This is a genomic window from Arminella tubonensis, assembly GCF_003240585.1.
Taxonomy (GTDB): domain Bacteria; phylum Pseudomonadota; class Alphaproteobacteria; order Rhizobiales; family Rhizobiaceae; genus Rhizobium; species Rhizobium tubonense.
In genome coordinates this window covers 185,553-210,408 of record NZ_PCDP01000035.1, presented here as the reverse complement: position 1 = coordinate 210,408, position 24,856 = coordinate 185,553, and the positions used below count along the sequence as shown (strand labels likewise).

Annotated in this window: 26 protein-coding genes; 11 read left to right on the top strand and 15 right to left on the bottom strand. The window is 58.5% G+C overall.

The window, feature by feature from the left end; translation table 11 throughout:
* Positions 1 to 267 precede the first annotated feature (267 nt).
* Complete coding sequence (locus CPY51_RS12645; protein WP_244598640.1) at positions 268 to 687, bottom strand: helix-turn-helix transcriptional regulator; 420 nt, start codon at positions 685 to 687, stop codon at positions 268 to 270.
* 97 nt (positions 688 to 784) lie between these two features.
* Here CPY51_RS12645 and CPY51_RS12640 point away from each other — a divergent pair, with 97 nt between their 5' ends.
* The 4 genes from CPY51_RS12640 (at position 785) to CPY51_RS12625 (ending at position 4,794) form a co-directional block, all read left to right on the top strand.
* Positions 785 to 1,093 carry a DUF6634 family protein gene (locus CPY51_RS12640; protein WP_111160571.1) on the top strand — a complete coding sequence of 103 codons (309 nt, stop codon included), beginning with the start codon at positions 785 to 787 and terminating at the stop codon, positions 1,091 to 1,093.
* Positions 1,090 to 2,943 (top strand): AAA family ATPase, encoded by a 1,854-nt coding sequence (locus tag CPY51_RS12635; RefSeq protein WP_111160570.1) that lies wholly within the window; start codon positions 1,090 to 1,092, stop codon positions 2,941 to 2,943. Before CPY51_RS12640 ends, CPY51_RS12635 begins: the two co-directional genes overlap by 4 nt.
* A gap of 554 nt (positions 2,944 to 3,497) precedes the next feature.
* Complete coding sequence (locus CPY51_RS12630; protein ID WP_111160569.1) at positions 3,498 to 4,247, top strand: hypothetical protein; 750 nt, start codon at positions 3,498 to 3,500, stop codon at positions 4,245 to 4,247.
* A gap of 4 nt (positions 4,248 to 4,251) precedes the next feature.
* Positions 4,252 to 4,794 (top strand): restriction endonuclease, encoded by a 543-nt coding sequence (locus CPY51_RS12625; RefSeq protein WP_111160568.1) that lies wholly within the window; start codon positions 4,252 to 4,254, stop codon positions 4,792 to 4,794.
* A gap of 75 nt (positions 4,795 to 4,869) precedes the next feature.
* Here the strand turns inward: CPY51_RS12625 and CPY51_RS12620 are convergent, their stop codons facing one another.
* The 4 genes from CPY51_RS12620 to CPY51_RS12605 all read right to left on the bottom strand — a co-directional run bounded on the left by CPY51_RS12620 (position 4,870) and on the right by CPY51_RS12605 (position 8,985).
* Entirely contained in the window at positions 4,870 to 5,955 is a 1,086-nt protein-coding gene (locus tag CPY51_RS12620; RefSeq protein WP_195909511.1) for a serine hydrolase domain-containing protein, read from the bottom strand.
* A gap of 275 nt (positions 5,956 to 6,230) precedes the next feature.
* Complete coding sequence (locus tag CPY51_RS12615) at positions 6,231 to 7,073, bottom strand: S1/P1 nuclease (RefSeq protein WP_146260124.1); 843 nt, start codon at positions 7,071 to 7,073, stop codon at positions 6,231 to 6,233.
* A 39-nt stretch (positions 7,074 to 7,112) separates the two neighbouring features.
* A complete protein-coding gene (locus tag CPY51_RS12610; RefSeq protein WP_244598639.1) occupies positions 7,113 to 7,832 on the bottom strand; it encodes a DUF1353 domain-containing protein in 720 nt (239 codons plus the stop codon).
* Between the two features lie 49 nt (positions 7,833 to 7,881).
* A complete protein-coding gene (locus CPY51_RS12605) occupies positions 7,882 to 8,985 on the bottom strand; it encodes a heparin lyase I family protein (RefSeq protein WP_111160565.1) in 1,104 nt (367 codons plus the stop codon).
* A 381-nt stretch (positions 8,986 to 9,366) separates the two neighbouring features.
* Here CPY51_RS12605 and CPY51_RS12600 point away from each other — a divergent pair, with 381 nt between their 5' ends.
* The gene (locus CPY51_RS12600; RefSeq protein WP_111160564.1) at positions 9,367 to 9,834 is read left to right on the top strand and encodes a hypothetical protein; all 468 of its coding nucleotides are present in this window, start codon (positions 9,367 to 9,369) and stop codon (positions 9,832 to 9,834) included.
* A 624-nt stretch (positions 9,835 to 10,458) separates the two neighbouring features.
* Here the strand turns inward: CPY51_RS12600 and CPY51_RS12590 are convergent.
* Positions 10,459 to 11,679 carry a vWA domain-containing protein gene (locus tag CPY51_RS12590; protein WP_111160562.1) on the bottom strand — a complete coding sequence of 407 codons (1,221 nt, stop codon included), beginning with the start codon at positions 11,677 to 11,679 and terminating at the stop codon, positions 10,459 to 10,461.
* Positions 11,680 to 12,071: 392 nt separating this feature from the next.
* Between CPY51_RS12590 and CPY51_RS12585 the strand changes: the two genes are divergently transcribed.
* Complete coding sequence (locus tag CPY51_RS12585) at positions 12,072 to 12,917, top strand: class I SAM-dependent methyltransferase (RefSeq protein ID WP_111160970.1); 846 nt, start codon at positions 12,072 to 12,074, stop codon at positions 12,915 to 12,917.
* 140 nt (positions 12,918 to 13,057) lie between these two features.
* Positions 13,058 to 15,271: a bifunctional diguanylate cyclase/phosphodiesterase gene (locus CPY51_RS12580; protein WP_111160561.1), complete on the top strand. Its 2,214-nt coding sequence runs from the start codon at positions 13,058 to 13,060 to the stop codon at positions 15,269 to 15,271.
* A gap of 197 nt (positions 15,272 to 15,468) precedes the next feature.
* On the opposite strand, the gene CPY51_RS12575 is transcribed toward CPY51_RS12580, so the two are convergent.
* Positions 15,469 to 15,777, bottom strand: a complete 309-nt coding sequence (locus tag CPY51_RS12575) for a hypothetical protein (protein ID WP_111160560.1) — start codon at positions 15,775 to 15,777, stop codon at positions 15,469 to 15,471.
* A gap of 328 nt (positions 15,778 to 16,105) precedes the next feature.
* On the opposite strand from CPY51_RS12575, the gene CPY51_RS12570 reads away from it, so the two are divergent.
* Positions 16,106 to 17,014 carry a CheR family methyltransferase gene (locus CPY51_RS12570; RefSeq protein ID WP_111160559.1) on the top strand — a complete coding sequence of 303 codons (909 nt, stop codon included), beginning with the start codon at positions 16,106 to 16,108 and terminating at the stop codon, positions 17,012 to 17,014.
* 151 nt (positions 17,015 to 17,165) lie between these two features.
* Here CPY51_RS12570 and CPY51_RS12565 read toward each other — a convergent pair whose 3' ends face one another.
* Together CPY51_RS12565 and CPY51_RS12560 are read right to left on the bottom strand one after the other, a co-directional pair.
* Complete coding sequence (locus tag CPY51_RS12565) at positions 17,166 to 17,378, bottom strand: hypothetical protein (RefSeq protein ID WP_111160558.1); 213 nt, start codon at positions 17,376 to 17,378, stop codon at positions 17,166 to 17,168.
* Between the two features lie 85 nt (positions 17,379 to 17,463).
* Positions 17,464 to 18,474: an oxidoreductase gene (locus tag CPY51_RS12560; RefSeq protein ID WP_111160557.1), complete on the bottom strand. Its 1,011-nt coding sequence runs from the start codon at positions 18,472 to 18,474 to the stop codon at positions 17,464 to 17,466.
* A gap of 150 nt (positions 18,475 to 18,624) precedes the next feature.
* On the opposite strand from CPY51_RS12560, the gene CPY51_RS12555 reads away from it, so the two are divergent.
* Positions 18,625 to 19,575, top strand: a complete 951-nt coding sequence (locus CPY51_RS12555) for an AraC family transcriptional regulator (RefSeq protein WP_111160556.1) — start codon at positions 18,625 to 18,627, stop codon at positions 19,573 to 19,575.
* A gap of 79 nt (positions 19,576 to 19,654) precedes the next feature.
* Positions 19,655 to 20,068 (top strand): hypothetical protein, encoded by a 414-nt coding sequence (locus tag CPY51_RS12550; protein WP_111160555.1) that lies wholly within the window; start codon positions 19,655 to 19,657, stop codon positions 20,066 to 20,068.
* Between the two features lie 21 nt (positions 20,069 to 20,089).
* Here the strand turns inward: CPY51_RS12550 and CPY51_RS12545 are convergent, their stop codons facing one another.
* From CPY51_RS12545 to CPY51_RS12525, 5 genes are all read right to left on the bottom strand, one after another.
* Complete coding sequence (locus CPY51_RS12545) at positions 20,090 to 20,440, bottom strand: ArsR/SmtB family transcription factor (RefSeq protein WP_244598636.1); 351 nt, start codon at positions 20,438 to 20,440, stop codon at positions 20,090 to 20,092.
* A 192-nt stretch (positions 20,441 to 20,632) separates the two neighbouring features.
* The gene (locus CPY51_RS32530) at positions 20,633 to 20,773 is read right to left on the bottom strand and encodes a hypothetical protein (protein WP_154677732.1); all 141 of its coding nucleotides are present in this window, start codon (positions 20,771 to 20,773) and stop codon (positions 20,633 to 20,635) included.
* Positions 20,774 to 20,917: 144 nt separating this feature from the next.
* Positions 20,918 to 21,124 carry a hypothetical protein gene (locus CPY51_RS12535; RefSeq protein ID WP_111160553.1) on the bottom strand — a complete coding sequence of 69 codons (207 nt, stop codon included), beginning with the start codon at positions 21,122 to 21,124 and terminating at the stop codon, positions 20,918 to 20,920.
* 325 nt (positions 21,125 to 21,449) lie between these two features.
* On the bottom strand, positions 21,450 to 21,746 hold the full coding sequence (locus CPY51_RS12530) for a hypothetical protein (protein ID WP_111160552.1): 297 nt from the start codon (positions 21,744 to 21,746) through the stop codon (positions 21,450 to 21,452).
* Positions 21,747 to 21,837: 91 nt separating this feature from the next.
* Positions 21,838 to 22,803 carry a polysaccharide lyase family 20 protein gene (locus tag CPY51_RS12525; protein WP_111160551.1) on the bottom strand — a complete coding sequence of 322 codons (966 nt, stop codon included), beginning with the start codon at positions 22,801 to 22,803 and terminating at the stop codon, positions 21,838 to 21,840.
* A gap of 244 nt (positions 22,804 to 23,047) precedes the next feature.
* Here CPY51_RS12525 and CPY51_RS12520 point away from each other — a divergent pair, with 244 nt between their 5' ends.
* Complete coding sequence (locus tag CPY51_RS12520) at positions 23,048 to 23,542, top strand: heme-degrading domain-containing protein (RefSeq protein WP_111160550.1); 495 nt, start codon at positions 23,048 to 23,050, stop codon at positions 23,540 to 23,542.
* 34 nt (positions 23,543 to 23,576) lie between these two features.
* Here the strand turns inward: CPY51_RS12520 and CPY51_RS12515 are convergent, their stop codons facing one another.
* A complete protein-coding gene (locus CPY51_RS12515; protein ID WP_111160549.1) occupies positions 23,577 to 24,827 on the bottom strand; it encodes an AGE family epimerase/isomerase in 1,251 nt (416 codons plus the stop codon).
* Between the last annotated feature and the right edge of the window lie 29 nt (positions 24,828 to 24,856).

Below are 24,856 nucleotides of genomic sequence, written 5' to 3'. Positions count from 1 at the left end.
TATAAGATTTTGAATAATATAGATAAAATTGCGTTGTTGCCGTTGCTATTGCCGCAATTTGGCCGCAATATCTTCTGCTCTTATTTGAACTAATTTGTCAGAGCGTTTTCGGCTAAACAGGCCCAGATCTACCCAAAATAGCGAATTGAATTGTGTGCACGAATCCTTGGTCGCGGACGGTCGTTTAGAGCGCATAGTCGTTCAGCTTCGGCCTGGCGCAGCGCCGCACCGCCTACGAATCTCTATGCGCGAACGTGAGCCCGCTCCTCAATCTGGTATCTTCGGAATTTTGAGGGAGTGTGAATTCTCGGACGTCTTCTTCTTTCTCTCGGTTTTGATCTCCGGAAGCCGGTTTAGTCGAAGGGGGTCTTCAATAGTGTTGTGGTTAAAAATACCCCATCCCTTTCCCGTTGCCGGTGGGACGAACTCGATACCGTTAGATTCGTAAAATTGCTGCAGCCGCGCAACCTGGCGCGTTATCCCTTGGTCACCCTTCTCGGCCCGCTGGATGGTTTTGCGGGAGACACCAGACAACGCTGCGACCTGATCCTGGCTGAGGCCAAGGAACTCACGCGCTATCTGCAATATGGTCGGCGGCGCTACCAGCATAAGGATTCTTTGGCATGGATCGGTCGAGTCGGCAAATCGAAGAAAAATCTGTTGACTCGATGGCGCCACAGGCGCCATTAATGGCGCCTAAGGAGCCGACAAGCTATTCCGTAGCGCACGCGGCGTCTAGCGCTTCGAATCCTTGAGAAGCCCGATATAGGAGGCGCTTGGAATCATGAACTTTCAAATGCTACTGGATCTTCCCCGCCTTCAGCGGCTAGTCGCCGACCTTCAACGGCTGAAGGTTGGTTCCGTGAAGGCTTCGTCCTTATTGGACATCCCCACCTTAAACGACTGGAGCTTCACCAAGAGGGCGGAGGCGTGCCTTGCGGGCGTCGTCCATGACCATCCGACGCTTCCGGATGGTCATCAGATCATCACCAGCCAGCTCTTCGCCCACTACGTCGAGGACGACAAGCATTTCGTGCGGACGCTCAGTCGTTGGTACCGGATCGGATCCCCGGCGCCGGAGGTCAAGTCATGAAGCACAAGATGACCGCCAGCGCATTCAAGGAATTGGCGAAACACCTTGGTTTCTTCATCGCGTATTGCGTACTACGTCGCGCTCTTCGCGGCACCCTCCAGTTTCGAGGCAACGCCGGCGGATTGATGATCGTCGTCGTAGACAGGCGGTGGATCGAACGGTTCCAACGTGCGGCCGAACTGCTTCTCTCCGGCCGAAGGCGCACAATCTTCAATACCAGGACATCGGGGCGGGCGGTGGTCGTCTTCGAGACGGGATCGAAGAGAAAGATCGACATCGACTGGCTTTCGCCGCGGCATCAAACAATGGTGGTGACCGACTCCCTAAAGGCATTACCTCAAAACCTGCGGCTGACCGCCGACGTGATCGTCACAGTCGAGAAGCCGACGGCGAGACACCTCATGGCTGCCCGGAAACTCGCAGGGAGATCGGCAATCGACGCGGCTGCTGCGGATGGGCTCGCCAAGCAAGGTTGGGATGCCATCGGAGCCCTGGTCGGTCGGCAATCGTTCGAAAAGATTGACTTCGCGAACCTGGCGGCCGCCCAGGGTGAGGTTCATGACGCTCCCCGCTTGAGTGAGCTGCCTGGATTCGGGCCTGCGCGCCAGTGGGCTGCCGAGCTTGTCGCCGATCTCGCTTTATGGAGGGCCGGGCAGCTTGCCTGGTCGGAAATCGACAAGGCGGCACTGCTGATGGGACCGCCTGGTGTCGGAAAGACGCTCTTCGCCGCGACGCTGGCAGCGGAGCTCAAAATTCCGCTTGTCTTGGCTTCGGTCGGAAAATGGCAGTCCACGGATGGCGGATATCTCGGCGACACGCTCCGCGCGATGCGGGCGTCTTTCGCTGAAGCGAAGTCGAAATCTTGCGCGGTGCTGCTCATCGATGAACTCGATGGCATCGGAAATCGATCGCATTCGAGCCAATATCAGTTCTACGAGGCAAACGTTGTCAACAATTTCCTGGAGTTGACGGGAGGGCTGGACACGATGGAGGGGGTGATCCTTCTCGGTGCGACAAATCGACCAGCAGACATCGATCCGGCAATCCTTCGAGCCGGTCGGTTCGAGAAGCATATCGAGATCGGGCTCCCCGATCCGGAAGAGCGTGCGGCAATCCTGGCTTTCCATCTAGGCGGCGGACTTGCTGCCGAGAAGATTCGGCCCGTAACCGACCTGCTGCACGACGTCACGCCAGCAGATCTGGGATGGCTGGCAAGGAGGTCTAAAAGGATTGCGCGAGGACAAAAGCGCGCGGTTCAGGTTACGGACATCGAAGCGAGCCTACCGCGGCGCATCTACTTTTCGGACGACGTACTGCGCCGTATCGCGACCCACGAGTGCGGCCACGCGATAGTCGCGATGACGTCGGGGTTTGTCGACGTAGTATCCCTCGAACTGCAGGATTCAATCCTTGAAGGGGGAAGCATCCAATCGGGAGGTCGGACCCGCTACGATATCAACGAACCGATGCTGCCGACGGAACACCTGTTGCGCGCCAAAATCCGGATCGCGCTCGCCGGTATGGCGGCCGAGGAGGTGGTCCAAGGCAGTCGTTCGATAGGTGCAGGCGGGATCATGGGTTCCGATCTCGACAACGCGACCCAGATTGCGACGCGCATGGTCGCCAGTTATGGATTCGGCAAGGTTCCCCGCTTCGACGCCGAGCACTCCCGTGTCGGCGAATCCTATAGGCCTCCGCCTGAAATCAGGGCCGAGATCGATGCGATCCTGGCGAAAGAGTGGAAGGCTGTGAAGGAGTTATTGACCCGAGAGAAGGGCCGGCTTATGCGCTTGACCGCCGAACTGGTCGTCGATCGAAGGATCGAGCTGCGCTCATTTGGCAAATGTTAGGTCGGACAATGTTCGATTGGGCTTCGTCTACCAGAACAACATCGACCCATTCCCAAGCCTTTCGAAAGCCCGAGGCTGTCAATTCGCCCTGGCTGCAAAGCTGTACCGCGCGGCGAAGCCGTCGCGCTCGGCCGCATCACTGTCGCCGGAAGTGTGGGCGAACCCTTTGATGGTCGAATTCTTGATTGAGCCCTGGACAGCGCCAATCTGTTTCGGCTTACTAAGCTCGACTCGCTTGCCCACGACAGGGACGGGGGACCGAAGCCTGAAACGACTCTTCGTAGAATTCCGATCTTCGACTTTCGATTGTTCAGAAACTTACAAGTTTTTCAGCTTATGCGGTTTGTATTCCAGATCCAGCCCGCGGCTCCTTCCTTGCCCGCATGCAATTCGATGTCCGTCCGATTAAAGCGTCGTAGGTAGCAACAGTGTCCAAACGTAGATGCTTTATCGTCGCTTCTTTCGGAGTGGATCTTCATCCTCTGATATCGTGTATTCAGGAGACTGGGTGGTGGGTCGTCAACGTAGAGGGAGACCGATCAGGCAGCGCGCACTTGTATGAGACGGTGTCGGAATCAATCGCGGCGGCCGATGCGGTGATCGCCGTCCTCGATAGGCAAAGCCTACAAGATGTCGCCTTCAGGCTGGGATTGGCGGTTGGCAGCAAACGCCCCGTTCTTCTAATTGCAGGCGAAACTCTCGACAGGTTCCGCACGGACTCGATTCTGGCGGCACTACCTCGTTTCCAGGGTAAGTTGACAGACGAACAAGCTCTTCGATTCCACGTGGCCGCGTTCCTTGAAGGCGTCGAAAAGGACGTCGGTCGACCGAAAGCCGCCGGCCGCGCGCCCGCGCTGCCCAGGGGCAGCTCACATCATTTTCAGATGCCGGACTCGATGTTGGAACGACACCTCTATGAGGCGTTCCAACTCGCGACGGAGATTGGAGCGATCCAACATGCGCCGCCGATCCTCAACGACCGTAGCTTTCGTCCTGACTTCGCCATCTGGATGGACAACGACCATGGAACCATAGTCAATCCGATAGTGGTCGAGGTTGCAGCGATTGGACCCGCATTTTCTCTAGAACGGAAGATCGGGCAGATCCGCAAGTACGCCACGGAAGGCGGAATAGGCACGGCGATGCTTGTCGTCGACGGCGCAACGGCTTCTCTCGACGTTCGGGCCACCGACCCCCTTACGATCGTGGTGGGATTGGAAGCGCTTGTGGAATTGCTTGCCAAGGGTGAGCTGTGGCGCGCTATATCGGTGGCCCGCAACAGCGCCGCCGAAGGCGGGCGGTGAACTCATGGAAACCGATTTGGATTTCGTAGGCGCGATCGCCGAAGCATTGGTCCGCTCGGACGCTAGCGACAGCAATCACGAGCGCGGTCGAATTCTTGAGGAGATCGTGCGTTACGTGTTTGGAGCGCTACCAGGTTTCACGCATTGGAGGAACCGAGTCATCACGAACAAAGGCGATGCAGAGTTCGATGTATGCTTTCAAAACGATGTTCGTCAAAATCCCTTTAATTTCGCCAGCGCCGCGATCGTCATCGAATGCAAGAATACCGGCAGGCCGGTAGGCAGCGGCGATGTCCGCAAGTTTATCTCCAAAATGGACGATCATCAGTTGGATTGGGCATTCTTAGTCGCAGCCAATGGGATAACAGGAGCGGGTAAGAAAACGTCTCACGCGCATTCGGTCATACAAACCGCACGGCTCCGGAGGAGAAACCTTCTGGTGATTACTCGGAAGGAATTGCAATCTTTGCGAAGTGCAAGCGAGTTCGTCGCCCTAGTCCGCGACAAAATTATGCTTCACAGCCTTAACTCGCCGATGTTCGCTTAGATCCCGATTACGTCGAATATCGGCGACGGCTCGGATCACTCAAAGATGTCGTAGACGCGGCAGTTTCTTCCAGCTTCACAGAGAAAGGTCGGAACAAGGAGCGGCGCAGTGCCTCAGACCGCTCACCTCGTGCATCGGCTCATCGACCGAGCGCATCAACAAACGCATCGTGCGCCCGGAACGACTCGCATTCGCGACTGTCACCACTTTCCAGCCTTTCCAGTCGCTGATCTGCACAATCACGACGGCTGATTTCGGATAGATATGGATGAACTGTCCGTCCGTTCCGACGGCAGTGAAATCGGAGCGCTTCTCGCGCACCCACCAGAAGTATCGATAGTCCATTGGGCAAGAGGCGTTCTGCGACGGATTGCCTTCAGGGATCGCATCATTGCCGCCCTGCATTCGCATTGTCGCCAGGTCAAACCAGGCAGCAGGAACAACGTGTCTTCCGCCCAGGGTCGATCCTCTGTTGAGAACAAGCATGCCAAAACGCCCCAGGTCGTCCACCGTCGCCTTGAAGCAACAGTTGCCCATGGCCGTGCCGGTCCTGTCGACGCCCCATTTTGCGATCGAAGCAGCCCCGATCGGATTCCAAAGCTTCTGAAACGCGAGATTGGGAAGTTTCTTGCCGACGATCCTTTCCGAGGTTAGTGCGGCGATCGCCGCGTCGAGTGCGGAATAGGCGAAGGGTGGCCGTTGTGCGGAGACGCGGGCTCGGTATGCCCTGGCGAAGTCCTCGATGCTTTCCGTTCTCTTTTCCCGAACATTCTTCAACAGCCGTGCATTGTCAGAGAAGTACCCGTGCCATCCCCACTCGCTCCATCGGACACCGGACCGCATGCGAAGCACATGATCAAGCGGCACATCCGCATACGCGCTTGCGGGATCGCGAGCCACGCCGGGTACGAACGTCTTTATGGGTCGGGCGAGCACCGAGGCGAAATCAGCCGCTGACCGAGCGTGAAACTTTTCAGCTATCGCGGCGCCGACCAGCGTGGAGGTGATCGATTTCGTAACCGACGCGATTCCGTAGGGCCTGGTGGGACCGTTTGGCGACGCGCCATCGTCTTTGCAGTAGGACGAATCCTTCGCATACCGTTCGAGCCGGATCCGCCCCTTCTTGATGACGAGGAGCGCACATACTCGAGCGTCCCTCATGAACTCTGAGATGGAACATTTAGAGCCTTTCCCGGCGCAATCGATAGCGACGTCACCGAGAGCCTCGCCCCGAGGCAAAGAGGAAGGATGCGCGGACCGCGGAATTGTCGAGTTTTCAGCCGAGGCTTGCGCGGTGCCCAGACAGATCAAGAGAAAAACAGCGATAATCCGCATGGCGGTATCCTTGTTTGAGGCGGGGTGCTTTCGGGAGGAGCCTCACAGGTGTTCCAGCCGCAGGGTCCGTCACTTGTACAAAAACGCGACCCCGGCCACGATCATTCTGCCATGACCGTGTTCAGCAGTGCAGCGAGCCTGGCGCCGCCCGTCGCGAGCTGCTTGTCGAGAGTCTCCCGGACTGCGGCCTGATAGTCCGGTCCGATGTGAATCTTGTTGTCGGTGCCCAGTGGAGGGGTCAGATCGTAGACCTGCTTGCCGATGGTATGGCACTCGTTGATCCATTTGACAGCGAAGCCCTGGCCTATAGCAGGCTGCGGAAGGTTGGGGACGATCGTCCGGTCCAAGCGATCCGCGTACGATCCCCAACTCCAGTCCGCCGCGCCCACGAGGTAGTCGTCCCAGAGCGCGTGTAGCTTGACCGGTCCGGAGGGGAGGGGCGCACCGCTCGGGTCGGCGAGCTCCATCTGCACGAGCGTCGCGTTGCCGCCGCCGTCGCCGTTCTTCTCGGCGCAGTGCAGGGGTTGGGTTGAATCCCCGACAAGATGAATCAAAAGCATGAGATCGCGGCGGCGGTCTTCTGCAGCCTCGGTCTTGTCCGCTACGGATTTGGCGAGTCGTTCCAGCGCAGACACAAGGCATTGCGAGTTCTTGCAATCCTTCTCGCTGTACTCGGCCTCCCCGTAGTCGACATCGACGAAGTGCCAAGGTTTGGTCGACTTGCCCTCGGGAGTATTCTTGTAGTCGTCCGCCCAGCTTGCAATTGAAGCGGCTGACACGTTGCCGAGCATGGCCGCCACCTGCGCTGCGGCGGCAGGAGTGAGATGGCGCATCGCTATCTCTGCGACGATGGAATGACCTCGGTCACCCCAGGCCATCGCGGGCCCGGCTGCCGTTATGAGAGCGAGGCACGCGGCGGGCAACAAGGTCTTAAGACGGTTCACGGGGTGCTCCTTTCGTTGGTCGCACGAGACCGATTTTAATCATTGCAGGCTGACTCTGGTAACGAGCCTCGCCCTTGAAGCCCGACGGAGGTTCTTGGCGCCGGCTGCGATGTCGAGGTTTCTCCGGCGCGCCTCTCGAGTGGTCGAGCCGGGCACCGCCTTCTCGATCTCCCGCAGGTCGGCTTCCGTCACCTCGTCGTCGGCGCACGCCCCCTTCTTGTTCCATGAATTCCGCGCGATCGGGCTGGCGACAGCGGCCGTGATGGCGCTGCCTGCGACGTCGTCGCGAGATACCTGCCGCTGTTTGATTAAGGCCTGAATAGCCTCGCCAAGGATGTTCGCGGAGTTATCGAAGTCGACGTCCGAGAGCGCCCGGTAGTCCTTGTCCGTGCGGCCGTCGCTAAGGCACTGATGAGCAGTGAACAGCCAGTCGTGAACGACGTATGCGGGCGCGTATCCCCACGGATGAAGCCCGCGGAAGACTTGGAAGACCTGCGGGATCGATCCGCCGTCGGTATACATGACGCCCGGTACGATGGTCTGACCCGGTCCGGTTCCACCTCGCTGGAAGGTGAGGCGGTCGGAGGGATCCGGTACGAATACGAACTTACCGTCACCCGACGATCCGCCTTCGCCGACCCACATGACAAAGAGACTTCCGGTAAACTTGCCGGGCGGCAGCTCGTCGAAACTGATTGTCGTGCATGCCGATAGCATGATGATGGCGGCCATCGCGAGAACGCCCAGCGGGCGGAACATGATGGACAGTGCCGACCAAGCGATTGTAAAGCTCCCCGCCCGCATCGCGTCACTGCGCCGCGCAGAGTTTCGCCAAACCCGGCTCCGCCGAAGACTGCGAGAACTCGTCGAATTGGAAGTGGAACGTCCCTGGTATGCGCAGCCTGTAGGTGCCGAATTTGAAATACGGACCACTGAGCGGAAGCTTAGCGCTGCTTTTCAACGTCGCGCCGATGTTGCCGCGGACCGAGACGATCTTCTGGCCGTTGGCCCATATATCGACCTCGCCGGGAGTTTGCGGACCATACTCGTTGTCAGTACGGCCGGGCTTTATCCGGTACATCATGTCCACCCACCCTTTGCGCGGGTCGGGTAGCGGACGGTTTGCCTCCGGCTCGATCGTGATATCTGCGTTGCCGAAGTATTTTTCAGGTTCGGCCACGAAGGACAGCGCGCTGAACTGTGAGACGACGGCGGTATCGGCGATGCCGAGAGTGTCCGACAGCTGTTGTGAATTGGCTGCGGGCGCTTCCGGCTTCAGCGTCTTGAGAAGGTCCTCCTTGAAAAACTGCTGGGCCAGCGCGGGCTGCGACTTGGTGAGAAGATCGAGCGATTGCAACGTCCTGATCCCGCTGACGACCTTTTCGTCAAGCGGATTGAGCTTACGGAGAGCCGCCTGCGCTGCGACGAGCGCGTCCGGATCGCCCTCCGCCTTGGCGACGACGCGTCGTACCTCGTTGTCCTGGACCGTTATGTGGAACACGCCGTTGTCGAAGCGCTGAGCGACCATGGGGCTGCCGTCGCCAGGTCCCTTCCATTGCCCGATCACCGATCTGGCACTGCCTGTCGGCGGCACGTCGCCGTTTATTCGGAAGCTGAATTGATACCAGACCTCGTCGCCGAACGTGGGCCAGGAAGTTTTGATGGTTCGGATTTCGGCGCGCTGGCAGTCGTCTTCGCATTTGTCGCCGTTGTCACCCGCCTGCACCACGACGTCGATGGCGGATGCTCCACATCGGCCAGGCGAGATGAAATCCCATTGACGGGGCAGTATTTCCTGCTCTGTCCACTTGGACTTGTTCAACGTCTTGACATCGAAATTGTCGTTCAGATCGGCGGCCATCGCCAGACCCGAAACCAAGAAGCATGGTATGAACAGAAGGCTGGCACGCATATCGACCCCCCGACCGTAAAGCGAACGCCAGACTGTAGCATATGCTCGATAAAGTTGAAGTAGTAATATCGGGCAGCTATCAAGATCGATCAACGTGAGCGAGTATCGTTGTGGCAAGCAACGCGTGCTGGCTTTCCTAGAACCGAGCCAAAAGTGCCGAGTTGTGTGGAGGACGCCCGAGTTTTATCGACGGATGCTGAGACGGTCCGAGCGGCGAATGCGACTCGTAGTCGTTCGCTTTGCGGTGAACCTCAGTGCTGCCGTGCTGGAAATACAACTGTAATAATAGATACGCAATCATATGCTTTAGATTCAACCGAGCTATGACGGGGCACGTTTGCCGCGCGGACGCGTCTGGGCGCTTCTTGGGAGGGAAATGCCATGGCTGTTGCAGGTGCTAAGAACGACGCGGTTTCCATTGCGGCGCATCGCGGGGACGCAAAGACGCTCCTCGCATTCGACGTTCTGACGGATTCGGCCAAAAAGGGCCTCGCCGGCTTCACCATCAAAGTGAAGCCGCCAACTCGCGAAGCGTACTACCTGATAAACGATCTTCAGTTCGAACATCCGGATCAGCACGCGCGCGACCCGTCCGAAGCCGAGAATTCGACAATGAACGCGCCGATCCACAAATTCAGATGGCTTCATGTACCGGGACAGGACCACCAGGGTCTCTCGCCGGAGTTCGGCGATTACACCTACACGGTAACGCCTCGCTATTTTAACGAAACCAACAAGATGGTGGCTTTCGAAGCGGGACTGAGCCTAGACGTCATCGTGCGGCTCGCACCGAATCGCGATAATCGCCGAGCTCTAACGATTTCAATAACTTACTTGAATCGCCGCTGATGGGTATCGTCAATTTGCAATAGATTTTTCGCCAGCCATGCGGGCTGGGCGTTCGCTGCTGTTTTGCTTCGCCGCTATAACGTTCCCAATGAAGACAACAGTCGACAGCTTCCATCTGCCGGCATCGTTGCGGGATGGATGCCGGCAGGTAGGTTGAGGAGGCCGCCATCTCTGGCGGCTCTATTTTTTATTGCGCAGGAGCTGGAGCTGGCGCGGGAGCCGGCGTTGCGGGCGCAGTGGTTGTTGCTGGCGGCGTTGCGGGTGCTGTCGTGGTGGCCGGTGGCTGCGTTGTGGATGTTTCGGCCGGTGCCGTGACCGGCGGGGCACTCGTGCGCGGCCAATAAGACCAAGCCAATGCCAGGACTACGATGGCAGCAGCCACGCTGGCCCACATTGTCCATGGAGAGCGGTCGCGGATTGGCGTCGTTCGCAAATCGGGATTTGGTCGATTGAAATCGTTTGTCATGGTTCTTCCTCCTGAGAGATTAAAACCATGAATGTAACAAAAAGTTCCGTCGCACGGATTTGGAGCGAGCGAGAGTTTTGGCGCGGTTCAACGATCTGCGGACAGGACGGCCGCCGAATAGATCGGCGGCAGCGCTGAATGCACCTGCAATTTGGGCGCTAGTTCGTCAGACGGGTGCTCTGATCAGCGGCTTTCTGGCCGATGTCTTTGAACGCAGCGACGAGGGACGCCATGTCGTCGGCGGCATAGTAGTTGCTGGCGGACCCAGCGCATGACAGCAGGAGCGCCTTTCCGTTCGCCGGCGCCATGAAAGCCACGGTGTAAATCGTAACGCCCGCCGCCTTTGCGCTAGTGCAGGTGGTTAGCGTGGCGTCATCCAGCGCCTTGTTCCAGTTGCTGCTCTTCCCGGTGTTTTCGCCGTCCGTCATCAGGACGATGTATTTTGAGAACGTGGTGTTGCCTTTGCTCGACTGGTTGGTGGTTTCCTTGGCGTCCATCAAGGCCTGGTAGGCCGTGCTCATCGCAGTTGTCATGTCAGTTCCACCGGTCGGATAAGCAGGGATGTTGCTGACGTAAGTCCGGACGCCTGCCGTGCCCCATGCAATGTCTTGCGTCGTTTGCATCGTATCGGTGAAGGAAACCGCGCCGGTTCGAACAAGCGTATCCGTCGTGTCGGCTGCTTCGGCAGCGTCGAGCTGGTCAAGGAGCGTGGCGGCGGCCAGCTTGAGTGCCGCGCTCTTGTTTACATAGCAGGGCTTGGTCGTCGGAATGATCGGGGGGTCTACCCAATTGTCCCTTGTGAAGTTCATACATTTTGTGGTCAACGATTGAACGACGTCGGTAACGAATGACATTGACCCCGAGCGGTCCAGCACGACATACATCGACATCGCGTTCTTGCTGGCGGACTGGCTGGTCGTAGAGCTGGAGGCGCCCACCGTCGCCGTCTTTGGCCCGACCAGTTGGGTCAGCCCATTCAAGGCGACGCCATAGGATGCCTGCACCTTGACGGTGTAGGTTTTGCTGCCGGTTCCGGTCGATGTCTGGGCGGCCGTCGCCGTTGTCCCTGCTTTGATGGCGGCAAGTTCGCTTGCAGTGGCATAGTTCGACATCTGGCCGGCGACAAAGTTGGCCGCAAGCGTTTGCGCCTCGGCAATCGTGGATGTTCCGCTTGCCAATGCGGTGGCGGCAGCAAGAGCCGCCGCGTCGGTCGCCTGTTCAAGCTGGCGCTGTGCAAGAAACTCATTTGTGACATCGACGGCAATGCCGCCTGCACCCAACAGGACAGGCAGTACCAACGCCGTCATGATGCCGAAATTTCCGCCTCGATTTGAAACGAGACGTTCAAGAATGGGGTGCAAGACGCGGGCGATAGACATTGGCATGCCTCGTTGAAACCAGAGCTTCTTCTGAGCTCTTTGTTTGTCAGAACCCTCTTAAGTAGTGTTTGATAAAATAGATAAACTCGTTCCTATGTGCCGAAAACGGTTGATATCGCCGTTAAGATATCGTTAAGGCGAGCCAACGGGTCTAAGTTCCGCAGTTGCCGAGCGGGCTTCAGCTATCGATGTGGTGGCTTGCTGCAGCGGTCCCGCGTCCAGCAACAGAGTGGCCTGGCGCTAGCCCAATGCCCTGAAGCCGATCGCTTCGAGTACTGAAGGCAACATCCAGCGGTGCGCCATGTTTCCATCAGGATTGTTGATTTCCAACATAACAGGCTCATACTCCGCCGATCCCACCTGCATCTGCGCATCACGGAGGAGAGATGTCGATGTCATTGGACCGCGACCGCATTCGAGATCAACAGCGTGAAACATGGGACAAATTTTCGTCAGGCTGGAAGAGGTGGGATAATCTGGTTCTGGGATGGTTGGCGCCCTTCGGCGAGGCGATGATCCGCCATGCCGAGATCAAGGACGGCTTCAACGTGCTCGATGTGGCTGCGGGAACTGGCGAGCCGGGTCTGACGGCTGCGGCTTTGATACCGAATGGCGAGGTGACGATTACCGACCTCTCGGAGCGGATGCTGATGGTGGCGGCAGAAAATGCGCGTCGCCGGGGCCTTCGAAATTTCAAGACCAGAGTTTGTGACGCTGGCGATCTGCCGCTCACCGACGCCAGCTTCAATGCGGTCCTCTGCCGATTTGGCTTCATGTTCTTTCCGGACATTGCCATGGCTCTCAAGGAATTCTCGCGGGTGGCGAAGCCCGGTGCGCGCATTTGTGCAGCCGTCTGGAGCGCTCCGGATAAGAACCCGTGGGCGACGACCATCATGGGTCCGATCGCCCGCCACGTGGAGATACCACCACCGCCGAGCGGTTCGCCCGGGTTGTTCCGTTGCGCGCCGGATGGCTTCATTTCGGCGGCATTCGCGAAGGCCGGGCTGCGCGATATTGGCGAGGAAGAAATCTCGTCGACGATGATCCACGAGAGCCCCGAGCGCTATTGGGATTTCATGACGGATGTCGCAGCGCCTGTCGTGGCCGGACTATCGAAAGCAGACGCGGCGACCCAGGCACTTATCCGCGATGAGGTTCTCGGGTTGGCGAAGCAGTCTGCGCGCGACGGTCAGGTGCGCATGCTTTCGACCGCCAAGGTGGTTTACGGCACGCGCTAGGCCGCAAGACGAGCACTTGGCATTCGATTCCACAATGGAAATGTCGGGCTGGGAAAAGTTGGGGTGGCGTTGCGTGCATGTTCGCAACGCCTTAACCTGTAATTGGTACGAAGGAGGCGAAGACACGGTCGGAAGGTCCCATGGGTCACTCAGGTAAACCAGTATCGCTCGTTCTGAAGCTCGTCATGCCGTTTGCTGTCACGGTTCTCATCGTTGCAGCTATTTTTGGCACGATGCGATGGTCCACGAAGCAGACCGACATCGCTGCGATTGCTCGACAGAAGCAATTGGTCGAACTCGTCGTTTCGAAGTTGAGGGCAAACGTCGCGCATGATCAGGAGAGTGCCACTGTCTGGGACGATGCCGTCAAGGCGGTGACGGGAACCATCGACAAGGAGTGGATCGACGCCAATCTCGGAAGCTGGACGCATACCTACTTTCGACACGACGGCGCATTTGTCGTCAGGTCCGATGGTGAGCCCATCTTTTCGTTCTTGATCGACGAGCCCGACGAGGGCGCGGCCTACAAGGACGTTCAACCGCAAGCGGCTCCGCTCATCGCGAAACTTCAGGAACGGCTGGCGCGCGGCGATAAAACCGGGATAACGGACCAGGTTCTCAGCATTGGCGAAAGCGACCTGACGACCGTCCACGGCCATCCGGCGATCCTCAGCGTCAAGCCGATCGTGTCCGACAGCGGCAAGGTCGAACAGGTCCCAGGCACTGAGGTGCTCCATATTGCGGTGCGCTACCTCGATGGGAATTTCCTGACAATGCTGGAACGTGAGTATCTCTTCCAAAACATGCGTTTTGCCTGGAGCGCAAAGGATGCCGATGAGCTTTCCAGTTCGGCTCTTGTCGGAACATCGGGTCCAATCGGCTATCTGACCTGGACGCCGTTCGAACCAGGCGCCGGCGTCCGGGCAACGCTCGAGCCCGTGCTTGCCTTGTCTGCCTTCGTCCTTCTTGGAGGCGTGAGCGCGTTGAGCGCGATTATTTGGCGCCGTTCGATGAAGCTGGCTGAAAGCCAAGCCAAGCTTAGCCACCTTGCGCACCATGACACGCTGACCGGACTTCCGAACCGTGCGACATTCAATCAACGGCTAAAATCGGCTCTTGGCGCTGCGGCGTCAAATCGCGTTTCGGTGCTTTTCCTCGACCTCGACCGCTTCAAGTATGTCAACGACACGCTCGGCCATGCGGTAGGAGACAAGGTCATCATGCAGGTGGCCTCGCGGCTTCAGGAAATCGTTGGCGACGCGATGGTTGCGCGATTGGGGGGTGACGAGTTCACCGTGCTGCTGGAAGGCGTATCCGCGCCGGACATCAAGGAAATATGCGGCAAGTTGATAGCGGCCGTTCGAGAGCCCTTCGACATAGCCGGGCAGCCGGTTCTAATTGGCCTAAGCATCGGTGTTGCCATGACTGACAAGGATCGACCCGATGGCGCCGACCTCACGCGAAGGGCCGATATCGCCCTTTACCACGCCAAGTCGGCCGGAAGAAACCAGTTCGCGATTTTCGGCACGCATATGGATGCCGTCATTCAGGCGCGCGCGGATCTGGAGCGCGACCTTCGCGTCGCCGTTGAATCACGCACTCAGATCGAAGTTCATTATCAACCGGTCTACTCAGCCTTGGAACAGCGAATAACCAGCGTCGAGGCACTTGCCCGTTGGCGTCATCCGACGAGAGGAATGATTCCGCCGGATGTCTTCATCACTGTCGCGGAAGAAATCGGCCTGATCGAGCGTCTCGGAAAGACCATCGTCGAAGAGGCCTGCCGAACCGCGAAGCAATGGCACGAGGTGTCGCTGTCGGTAAACGCTTCGGCTATCGAACTCCGCAGTCCGGCCTACCCCTTGCAGATCGCTGCGTTGTTGCATCGGCTTGAATTCGATCCAAGCAGGCTCGAGATTGAGATTACGGAGAGCGCATTAACTGATGACACCGGACAGTGCGAGAAGAACATCGGCGCGATGCGTGAGATGGGCATCAGGTTCGCGCTAGACGATTTCGGAACCGGGTTTTCTTCGTTTGGGCGACTGCAGAGTCTTGATGTCGATCGGATCAAAATCGACCGTTGTTTCATAAGCGGCTTCGGAAAGCCCGGTGGCAGCGAAGCTATCGTTGAAGCAATCATCGGACTGGCACGGGCAAAGGGCTTGAAAACAACGGCTGAAGGCATCGAAACGGCTGAGCAAAACCTTCTGCTCCGAAAGCTGGGCTGCGACGAGATGCAGGGATTTTTGCTGTCCAAACCCCTGACGGGCGAGGCCGTTTCCAGCCTGTTGGCGATGTCGGAGACGAGCGACATCGGCCGAAATGGAATCTCGAGCCCTCCCGTAAGGTGAGTGAACCTGAAGGAATTCGAGCAGTTTCCGACTGATATTCTGTGGCAGCGAAAGCAAGGGGTAGGTCGGTTACCCAATTCGGCCTAAGGCAGATGTCCGAGTGATGCGTTGCTCTCGATCTAGCGGTAATCTAAAAATGAGACATGGGAAAGCGAACCGTTTCATTCGTATTTGACCTGATAAAACTTGCGATGGTCCTATCGCTGGTCGCTTTCAACTTGGGTGCCCATCACCAGGCATTTGCCACAGATAACCATAGCGAATTGCTGATCCACAAGACTGTTTTCGCCTATCATGTCGCCAAGGTTGACTGCGTCAACAAGGTAGGGACGTCTGACCCTGACAGGCACCGTGGCAAGTTCGGTGGCCGAAGGTGCTGCAGCGCGGCCTGCCCAATTCTTGCAATTCTGACCTCGGTCGCCGCCGTTCCGCTCCATCGCCAAAAGAACATCGAGGCGAACGCCGAGTGCGTGGAACATGTTTTCATCGTTTCCCGAATTCTTCATCGTCCTCCGATAGCTTGAGCTGCGGTCTCGCACGACAAGCAATTGGTCGCGTGGAGAGTTGGTCGCGAACGGTCAGCCGGGACAGTCTGGTCGATATAGACGCCGGCTGTTAGCACCAAAATACCCCCAACACGACATTGTCTTCGCTCGTCGCCAAGGCCCGCCTTGAGGCAACCGCAACCGGGATGGTTTGCGGCAGTCCTCGACCAATTTCAATGGGTCTCCCCTCGCGCAGCGATCTTCCCGGACCTTGTCCGATTGCAGTTGCGAAAGCGGGGATCAAGCCTTCACTCGATTTGCTCCGTGCTTCAAACCCAGGAGATTCGCCATGCCAAGCAATGTCACCAACGTCATTCGCCAGACACCACGAAAACTATGCCGAGCAGTGTGGGATACGATGCCAAATCCCGTCATGCAGACCGTGCCGATGCGCCATACCGGGAGGTTTATCTATCGAAGGTTCACTCGCAATGTCGTCCGTCTTCAAAGCCACTATACGCATTTCATGAGAAATCCGCCGCTGCTGGAGGTTCTTGCAGGCCTTTTGACCAACTACGATCAGGGATCGACACTTCGTCTCGCTTCGATCGGATGCAGCACAGGTGCGGAGCTGTATTCGGCATTGTATGTTCTGCGCCAGGCGCGGCCCGACTTGAAGATATTGGCACAAGGTGCTGATATTTCGACAGCAGTCGTCGAGGTTGCGCGTCGCGGCATCTATCGCCCCAACGCTCCCTCGGCTGAGGGTGGGCTCTATCTTGCCGGCCGCGCGGAGGTTTCCAGTCAGGACATCGACGCGCTTGGCGGCATTCTTGAAATCCTGCCGGACGGGACGCTGAGCGTGCATCAGCGGCTTCGCGAAAATGTAACCTGGCTCACGGCCGATGCCACCGCTCGCTCGCTGGTCGACATCGTCGGTCAGCAGGATATCGTTTTGGCCAATAATTTCATTGGACCAATGGAAGACCCCCTTGCCGAAGCTTGTCTGCGCAACATCATGAAGCTCGTGAAGCCCGGCGGCATTTTGGTCGTCGAAGGCATCGACATCGATCTCAAGACGCGAATCTTGAAGGCATCGAACTTCGACCCCGTCCTCGACCGGCAAGAGGATATCTGGACTGCCGATCCCTCGAAGGGAGGGTGGCCCTGGGTGCGATGGAGCCACGAACCTGTGGACCACAATGAAGCGACGTGGCGATTCCGCTACTCAGTCGTCTTCCGCCGCGCTCGAAGCTGAGCGAAGGTTATCTGTTCCGAAGATGGGTCGTTGGGGAGTGTGTTCTTCAACGCCGCCAGCCGGAGGCCGAACCGTTGCTGCCATTTGTTGTCCCGGTCTTTATCGCAAAGATCGGGACGGTGCGTCGGGCTCTGATTGATGAGGCCCGCGCCTAGTCATCCTCTTCCGGCATCATTTTGATGTAGTTGATACCCGCGTAGAATAGACCGGAAAGGATGATTGCGGCGATTGCAAAGTATATGCTGTGCACGGTCCTCGGGTAGTCCCGCGCAAGCAAATGCAGCATGTCATACGAGAATATGGCAACCGCTGCCAAAACGGCTGCCAATACAAGGGCTATGTTTCGACTGATAAACCTGACCATGACACATCTCCTTCGCAGCCAAAATAGCAGCGCAAAATTAGGCGAGGATTAGGACGCCTTTGTGTCGCAGGTTTTCAATGACCTCTTAGCCTACCGCGCTCTTGTCGCCCGGGAGCAACAGGGTTTCGCTCAGCCTCCAGAGGCGCTCGGCGGCATCGGGGTCGACGGCGTAGGACATCACGCCGCTTCGCCTCGTAGCGTCGCCGATCTTCCAGCCCGTCTTCTGGTCGAGGGGTTCCAACGAGGCGATGTCGACATTTTCGCAATAGACGCCGCCTATGCCATCCAACTGTGGGCTGGTGGCGCACCAGACACTGGTGGCGGCTCCCTGGGGGATCGTCTTCAGGTTTCGCGAGGGATCGAGGATCGGCTTGCCGTTCTCGTCGATGACTCCGGCTTTGCGCAGCTCTTCAGTCGAGAGGTGCTTTTCAAGACCGGTTCCAACAATGCTGCCGGGATGGACGGAAAAGGCGCGGACGCCTTCCGATTTGCCGCGATGGTCCAGTGCGAGCGCGAACAGGATGTTCGCTGTCTTCGATTGGCCGTAGCCCGCCCAACGATCGTAGTCGCGCCGTTCGAAATTGGGGTCGTCGAATATGACCGGGGAGTAATGATGTCCCCAGGACGAGACGGAGACGACACGCGCGCCGTTTGCCTTGAGGAGAGCCGGCCAGAGGCGGGAGACGAGCTGGAAATGGCCCAGATGGTTCGTTGCAAATTGGGATTCATAGCCCCTGGCGTCGCGAGCAAGGGGGCAGGCCATAATGCCCGCGCTGTTGACGAGCATATGCAGCGGCCGGCCAGTGGCCAGAAACCTCTCCGCGAAGGCATCGATCGAGGCAGGGTCGAGGAGGTCCATGGTCTCGACCTCGACATCGATCCCCTGAAGTGCGCGGGCGGCCCTTTCACGGTCACGCGCCGGCACAATGACGGTGGCTCCAGCAGATCGCAAAACCCGCGCGGTCTCTCGACCGAGGCCCGAATAGCCTCCGGTGACGATCGCGAACTTGCCGGTCAGGTCGATGCCATCGATGACATCTTCGGCCGTGGACGCCGCGTTGAAGCCGGAACCGAGCGGCTGTTGCAGAGTGGACATAACGTAGCTCCTTATTGCATGCCATATTTGTGGGGTGGGTAGGGGATCGCGTTCGCTCAGAATGCTGTCCTCTGTTGCACATCACCATATGCTGCACTCTTCGGACTATGAATGTTTGAAAGTCCGCATTTTTTGCGCCATAGTACGAAAATGGTCGACGATCCTTTCTCAGACATCCTCAAATTCACCAATGCGCAATCCGTTGTGTCAGGCGGATTTGCCGCCGGCGGTTCGTGGGCGGTTCGCTTTCCGGCGCCCGACAAGATTAAGTTCTTTGGTCTGGTGAAAGGCCGTTGCTGGCTGTCCATGGACGGCGAGGAGGCGCCGGTGCGGATCGAGGAAGGCGACGTATTCCTCCTTTCAGCGCAACGCTCCTTTGTTCTGTCGAGTGATCTCGCGGCGGTGCCGATCGACGCAACGAGCTTGTTTGGCGGCGGTGCCAGCAAGTTCGCCGAGATCGGCGACGGCGAGGATTGCATCCAGATCGGCGGCCATGTGCGGCTGGATCCCGCAAGCGGCGGGCTGCTTGCGGATATCCTGCCGCCGCTGATCCATGTTCGGGCCTCTTCGCCGCAGGCGACCGTCCTGCAGTGGCTTCTAGACCAGCTTGTCCGCGAGCGGGTGGCGGACCTTCCGGGCGCCAGCCTTGCGTCGGCCCAGCTTGCGCAGTTGATGTTCGTGCAGATCCTGCGGGCGCATCTTGCTGCCTCCGGGTCGTTCGCGGCCGGATGGCTGCGCGCGCTCGGGGACCCCCGCATCGCGCCGGCGCTTCGCCTGATGCACGGCGATCCGAGCAGGGACTGGCATCTGGAGGAGCTCGCCCACTCCGTCGCCATGTCGCGAAGCACGTTCTCGTCGCGTTTCAGGGAGGTCGCAGGTGTTCCGCCGCTCACCTACCTCACGAACTGGCGCATGCGGCTTGCCCAGCGTGCCCTCCGAGAGGGCAATGCGCCCGTTTCCACGCTGGGGCTGTCCCTCGGCTATACCTCGGAAAGTGCCTTCAGCAACGCATTCAAACGAGCGATCGGAATGGCTCCCAAACGTTTTAGGGATAAGGCGAGGGCTGACGGCGGGTCGCTTCAATCCGCGCCGGCGGAGTGATCGCTCCTCGACATCGATGCTCGCTTCGGGAACTTCCAAAGGGGAGAGGCGTTCCTGCCTGCAGCTAGGAGAAATACTGATGTCGGATGCATTCAAGTCGGGGGACTCTGTCCCTCCGAGGCCAGTTTCCCCGGAGACGGAAGGTTCAGACTATGTCGCAGGCGAGGATTTTCGTTTCGCCGCCCAGGGCGTCCAGTCGTCCACACCGCTGGACGAAGCCAGGGCCAGGGCACAGTTGGAGGTCGAGCGCCTCCAGGACGAGATATTTCTGCTGAGGGAGCGATTGGCCGCAATCCGTGCGCGGGCGAAAGGCGTCGTGTCGGCCGAGGGAGCATCGTTGAACGCGAGCGCCCATGCGCAGCTCGGTGACTATCCCTGGCTGAAACTCGGCGCGGCGTCCGTTGCGAGCTACGCTTTGGGGAAGGTTCTGCACAAGGTGCCGTTCGGTTTGCTGACGGCGCTTCTCATTGGCCGGCCGCGGCATCTCAAGTAATCGTCCGGGGGCATCGGAGAGCTAACGGCTTGAAGACGTTATTGTTTCCGGAAGCTGGGTAGAGCGTGAGCCGTCGAATATCTGGGTCAGGGTGTCCAGAATCACGGAGACGCCCTCGAAACTCAGAGAATAGTAAATCGTTTGAGCATCTCGGCGGGTCTTCACCAGTTTCAGTGCACGCAATTTGGCAAGATGCTGCGAAAGCGCGGATTGGCTGAGGCCAACGAGCTCCGTCAGCGCATTGACGGGGAGCTCCTGGCTTGCGAGCAGGTCAAGCACCTTGAGGCGATGCGGGTTCGCCATCGCGTTCAAAAAAGCGGCTTTGCGTTTAAGCGAATCTCTATCAACAGAACTATGCATAAACGCATCCATCCAAAATCCAGGACAGAATATATGTCCGATCTCTAACGGTCAATTTACTAATGATAAGGTTGTTACCCAATTGGGTGATCAACCTTGAGTGCGATGCTCTCCAAACACCGATTGGATTGCAAATGTTCCACTTTCGTTTCGACAAGATTAGCTTTTGCTAATTTTGCCATAGCCGAATTCCTTGTGCCGAACCTATTGGCTGCTTTCGTTCTGCGTCTGGTCTGTCTGGACCTTTTCCTTGCGGGGCTTCTCGCTGAGCGAATAGCCGATGGAACAGATCAGACCGACGATCATGAAGAAGGCCATTACGCTCGTCGTCAGACGGGAATTCATTTTCACGCTCCTTGGAACTACGGCCACCCAGCCGCCTTGTCAACGCTGGCGATGCCGAGACAGGTTCATTCAAGGGATGAAACAGTCCGTCGCTGCGAACGTTCCGTTGGAGAACGCGAATAGCGCCCTCGATGCGCGCACTTTTTAGTGAAGTTCGTTTCCATGCAGGGCGCCGAGAAGCTGGTCCTGCGTTTGGTGACCGGCATTGTAGAGGTCGATCGCCTTGCTTGCGATAGACAGGCCTTCCTGGCTGTGAAGCCTGATGCTCCGCTCGGCACACCACGCATAGAGGGCGCCGGCGAGAACGTCGACATCGTCGGAATGGATAGACGAATTGAGCATCATGGACATGAGCGATACCTCTGGTTTGAGTGGAGCGTCGATTCGCCCGGAGCAGGCGAACGACGCAAGACTGATTTTATTTTAGAGGTTTGCAAGATAGTTCGCGCGCTGGCGTTAACGCCGCCCGAATATGGCACAGGCGTCGTCCCATATCGAGACAGCGTCTTGAGCGCGCCTGATCCGGCTTATTGCGCCGGCGTCTGGGCAGGAGGGTGCAGGGCTGAGTTTATGGCTGGCGTGCCCCTGCGGCCATAGTGGTCGACAAAAAGAAGCACGCCAAGAGCAACTGCCATGGCGATCATTGCTACGAGTATGAGTTTGGCACGCGACCCGATCATTGGCGAACGATGTGGGACGCCTGTATTGCCGCGCAGATTAGTTCTTCCGCGTAGATTACAGCCGATCTTGCGTCAGTTCTGTCGAGCTTCAGTTCGCCGCATTTGTCGTGCATGGCTTCTCGAATTTCCGCAATCAACGATCTGTCGACGTTGTCGTCACCCTCTGTGAGAGCATGGGTCAACGCTGCCTGCGCCACGACTTCGAGGACGGCCATCCGTCCTTCGATCTCGCCCAGGGAGGGGATCGCATTCCTGGCGCTGTCGCGCTTGCAGTCCCGGCTAGTGGTAAGCATTTTGGTCACCTCCTTAGCTAACTGCTTATAACCCCGGGGGGCTAAAAAGGTTCAGTGAATTCTGATCACGAATTGTAAGCACTGGCCCCGCTCATTCCGCCGGGCAAAGGCTGGCTGATCCGAGCACGTCGGCGCAATTCGGCGAGCGGCGGAAGTCGTCGTAATAAAGGGTCCAATTGGTCGTGTCGGCGTCGCGATAGGGGCCGAACTTGAAATACTGGTTCTTGCCAAGGCCGGCATCGGCGTGGCCGATATGTCCCTTGACGGTGACAATCCATTTGTCGTTGGCGAAGATTTCGATGCGGCCGCTGCCATCGGGCCCTGGCTTGGTATAGATCGCAAAATCGATCCAGCCGGAACCCGGCGTCGGAAGCCTGTTGCCGCGGTCCGTGACGGTGAGGGCGTTGGTGCAGCTCTTGAATTCGCCGCCATCATCCTTTGTCCAGGTGGGATCGGTGGCCACCAGCGCACGCATCTGGTTACTATCCGGTCGGTACCAGACCGGCGCTTCTCCATCGCTGCAGGATTTCGGGTCGCCGTTTGCCGAGCCGGTGGGAGGCGCGATATAGTTGGTCTCGACGGTGGCAAACAGCTTGCCGTTGTTCAGCCTGATTGCCAGGAACGGGCTGAAATCTCCTTTCGCATCCGGCCCGATCTCACGCTTCCACTGGGCGATGAGATAGCGGTGGTCACCCGAGGGAATGGGGTCGTCGAATTTGACTGCAAAGCCGTACCAGACGCCCTGCGTGTAAGGGACACGATGTTTCGTGCGCTCCCAGACCTCGGCTCGCTCGCTGCAGTTCTCCTTTGCGGCCGGGCATAGCGGTTTGACGCTGAGCTTCAGCGCCCCGCCGCCATTGCGGGTCACGTCCGACTGGAACTCGTAGCTGCCGGCGCTCTGTTCGAAATTTTCGCGATAGTAGAGACGGCCGGCGGGCGAAAAGTCCTTCCCGTCGAAGCCGTCCCGCAGCACCTCCTGTCCGGGGTCGCCTGCGCGGGCCGATGCCACGCGTGAGATGGCAGCCAGGATGGCAAGAAGGACGATCTTTACTCTCATAGACTGTATTTCTCCCGATCGGCATCGTCGATCCACCATCAATGCAGAGATCGACGGCGACGGGCAAGAGGCCTCTCGGCTTCCGGTAGCATCTGCGTCACAATCGCCCAGACATCGAACGGGATTCCAGGAGATTGGCGGTCGGCTGCCGCTCCTTCGATCGGGTACGAGCGAAATGGTGGACAAAAGCTGCACGGCGCGCTTGATAGGCAAGCCTTTAAGTTTTTCGGGAGAGGATTCGACCATGACCATAGAACACGATCTGAGCCGCATCGCGCTGCAGGAGGAGACCCTGCGCTTCGACGCCTTCGATCTTTCCACGGCGTGGGTGCTCGGCAAGCTGCTTCATGATCTTGCGAGCGAGCGCAATCTGGGCGTCGCCATCGATGTCACGTTCCACTCAATGCCGGTGTTTTATGTCGCGTTGCCGGGCTCGACACCTGACAATGCCGATTGGATTCGGCGCAAGCGCAACATGGTGCTTCGCTATTTCCGCAGCAGCTACGCAAGTGGCCTTGCGCTGGAAAAACAGGAAAAGACAGTAGAATCCAACGGGCTAAGTGTCGCCGACTACGCGTCGCACGGCGGCAGTTTCCCCATTTATGTCAAGGGTACGGGCTGCATCGGCGCGGTGACCGTTTCCGGCCTGCCGCAGCGCGACGACCACAATCTGGTGGTGGAGGCGCTGGCACTGATGCTCGGTCACGAGCTCCACAACCTGGGCCTTTCCGACCGCTGACGGGCGACAGTCCGTCGCCCGCCTATGCCGCAGCCTAGATGTTGCCGCCGGCCTCGGTGATGACCTTCGTCAAACTGCCGCTGGCCGGGAAGAGCGGGATGAGGCAGGCCTGCAGTGCGTGGTAGATATCGCCCTTGCCGGGGAAGAGCGTATGGGCGGGGACGAGGTCCTCGCTCAGCTCTTCATGCCAGCCGCCGTTCTGGTGATCGACGAACGCTTGGCCGATAATGCCCCAGATCTTGCGATAGCTGTCCTCGTGGAAATCGCTCGGTGCGTGTTCGTTGAGATAATGCGCGGCACCAGCGGCCTCGCAGGCCGGCCACCAGAGCTTGTTGCGCTTGGCCGGAACGTCCTGCCAATCGAGCGTATAGAAGAAGCCGCCCTTTTCGTCGTCCCAGCCCAGTGACATCGACTGCGAGAACAGGCCTTTGGCGGCTTCGGGCATCCAGTCGTGGCGCTTGCCGCCGAGCGTCCAGAGCTGCAGGACAAGCCGCGCCCATTCGAGCCAATGGCCGGGGGTCGTGCCGGATGGGCGAAACATCTCGTTGCCGCGATAGTTCTTGTCGAGTTCCCATTTATCGTTGAAATGCTCGGGCACGCGATAGCCGACATCGCCCGCCTGGCGTCGGATCACGAGATCGGCGATGCTTTCCGCCTTGTCGAGATAGGCCCCGTCGCCGGTCGCCTCGAAAGCGGCCATCAGCGCCTCGGTCAGGTGCATGTTCGAATTCTGGCCACGATAGTCACCGATCGGTGACCAATCCTGATTGAACTCCTCGGCAATGGCGCCATGGGTTGCTTCCCAGAACCTGTTGTCGATCACGTCGGTGACGTCGGCGAGCATGCCGTCGGCAAGTGGATGGCCGATCGTCTTGGCAGAGGAGGCGGCCAGCAGCACGAAGGCGTGGCCGTATCCCTGCTTGCTTGCATCGACGGGGCCGTCATTGTCGACCGACCAAACGTAGCCGCCGTATTTCTTGTCGCGATGCTGGTTCCAGAGGTAGTTCATGCCGTGATCGACGATCGCCTCGGAGCCCGGCCGGCCGAGAAGGGTGCCGATCGAGAAGCAATGGACCATGCGGGCGGTCGAATGAATGCCGCGCACCGGGTTGACGGGATCGAGCGGGTTGCCCACATCGTCCATGTCGTAGAACCCGCCCTTCGGATTTACGGCGCGGTACTGGAAGAAATCGAAGAGACCGTTCGCCTGGTCCAGCAGCCAGCGCCGGTGATAGGTTCGCTTGCTCCAGTTTCCCAAAGTTGATGGTTCTGCTTCCAGGTTCATGCCCGTTCCTCCGACGTCGCAGCTTTCGT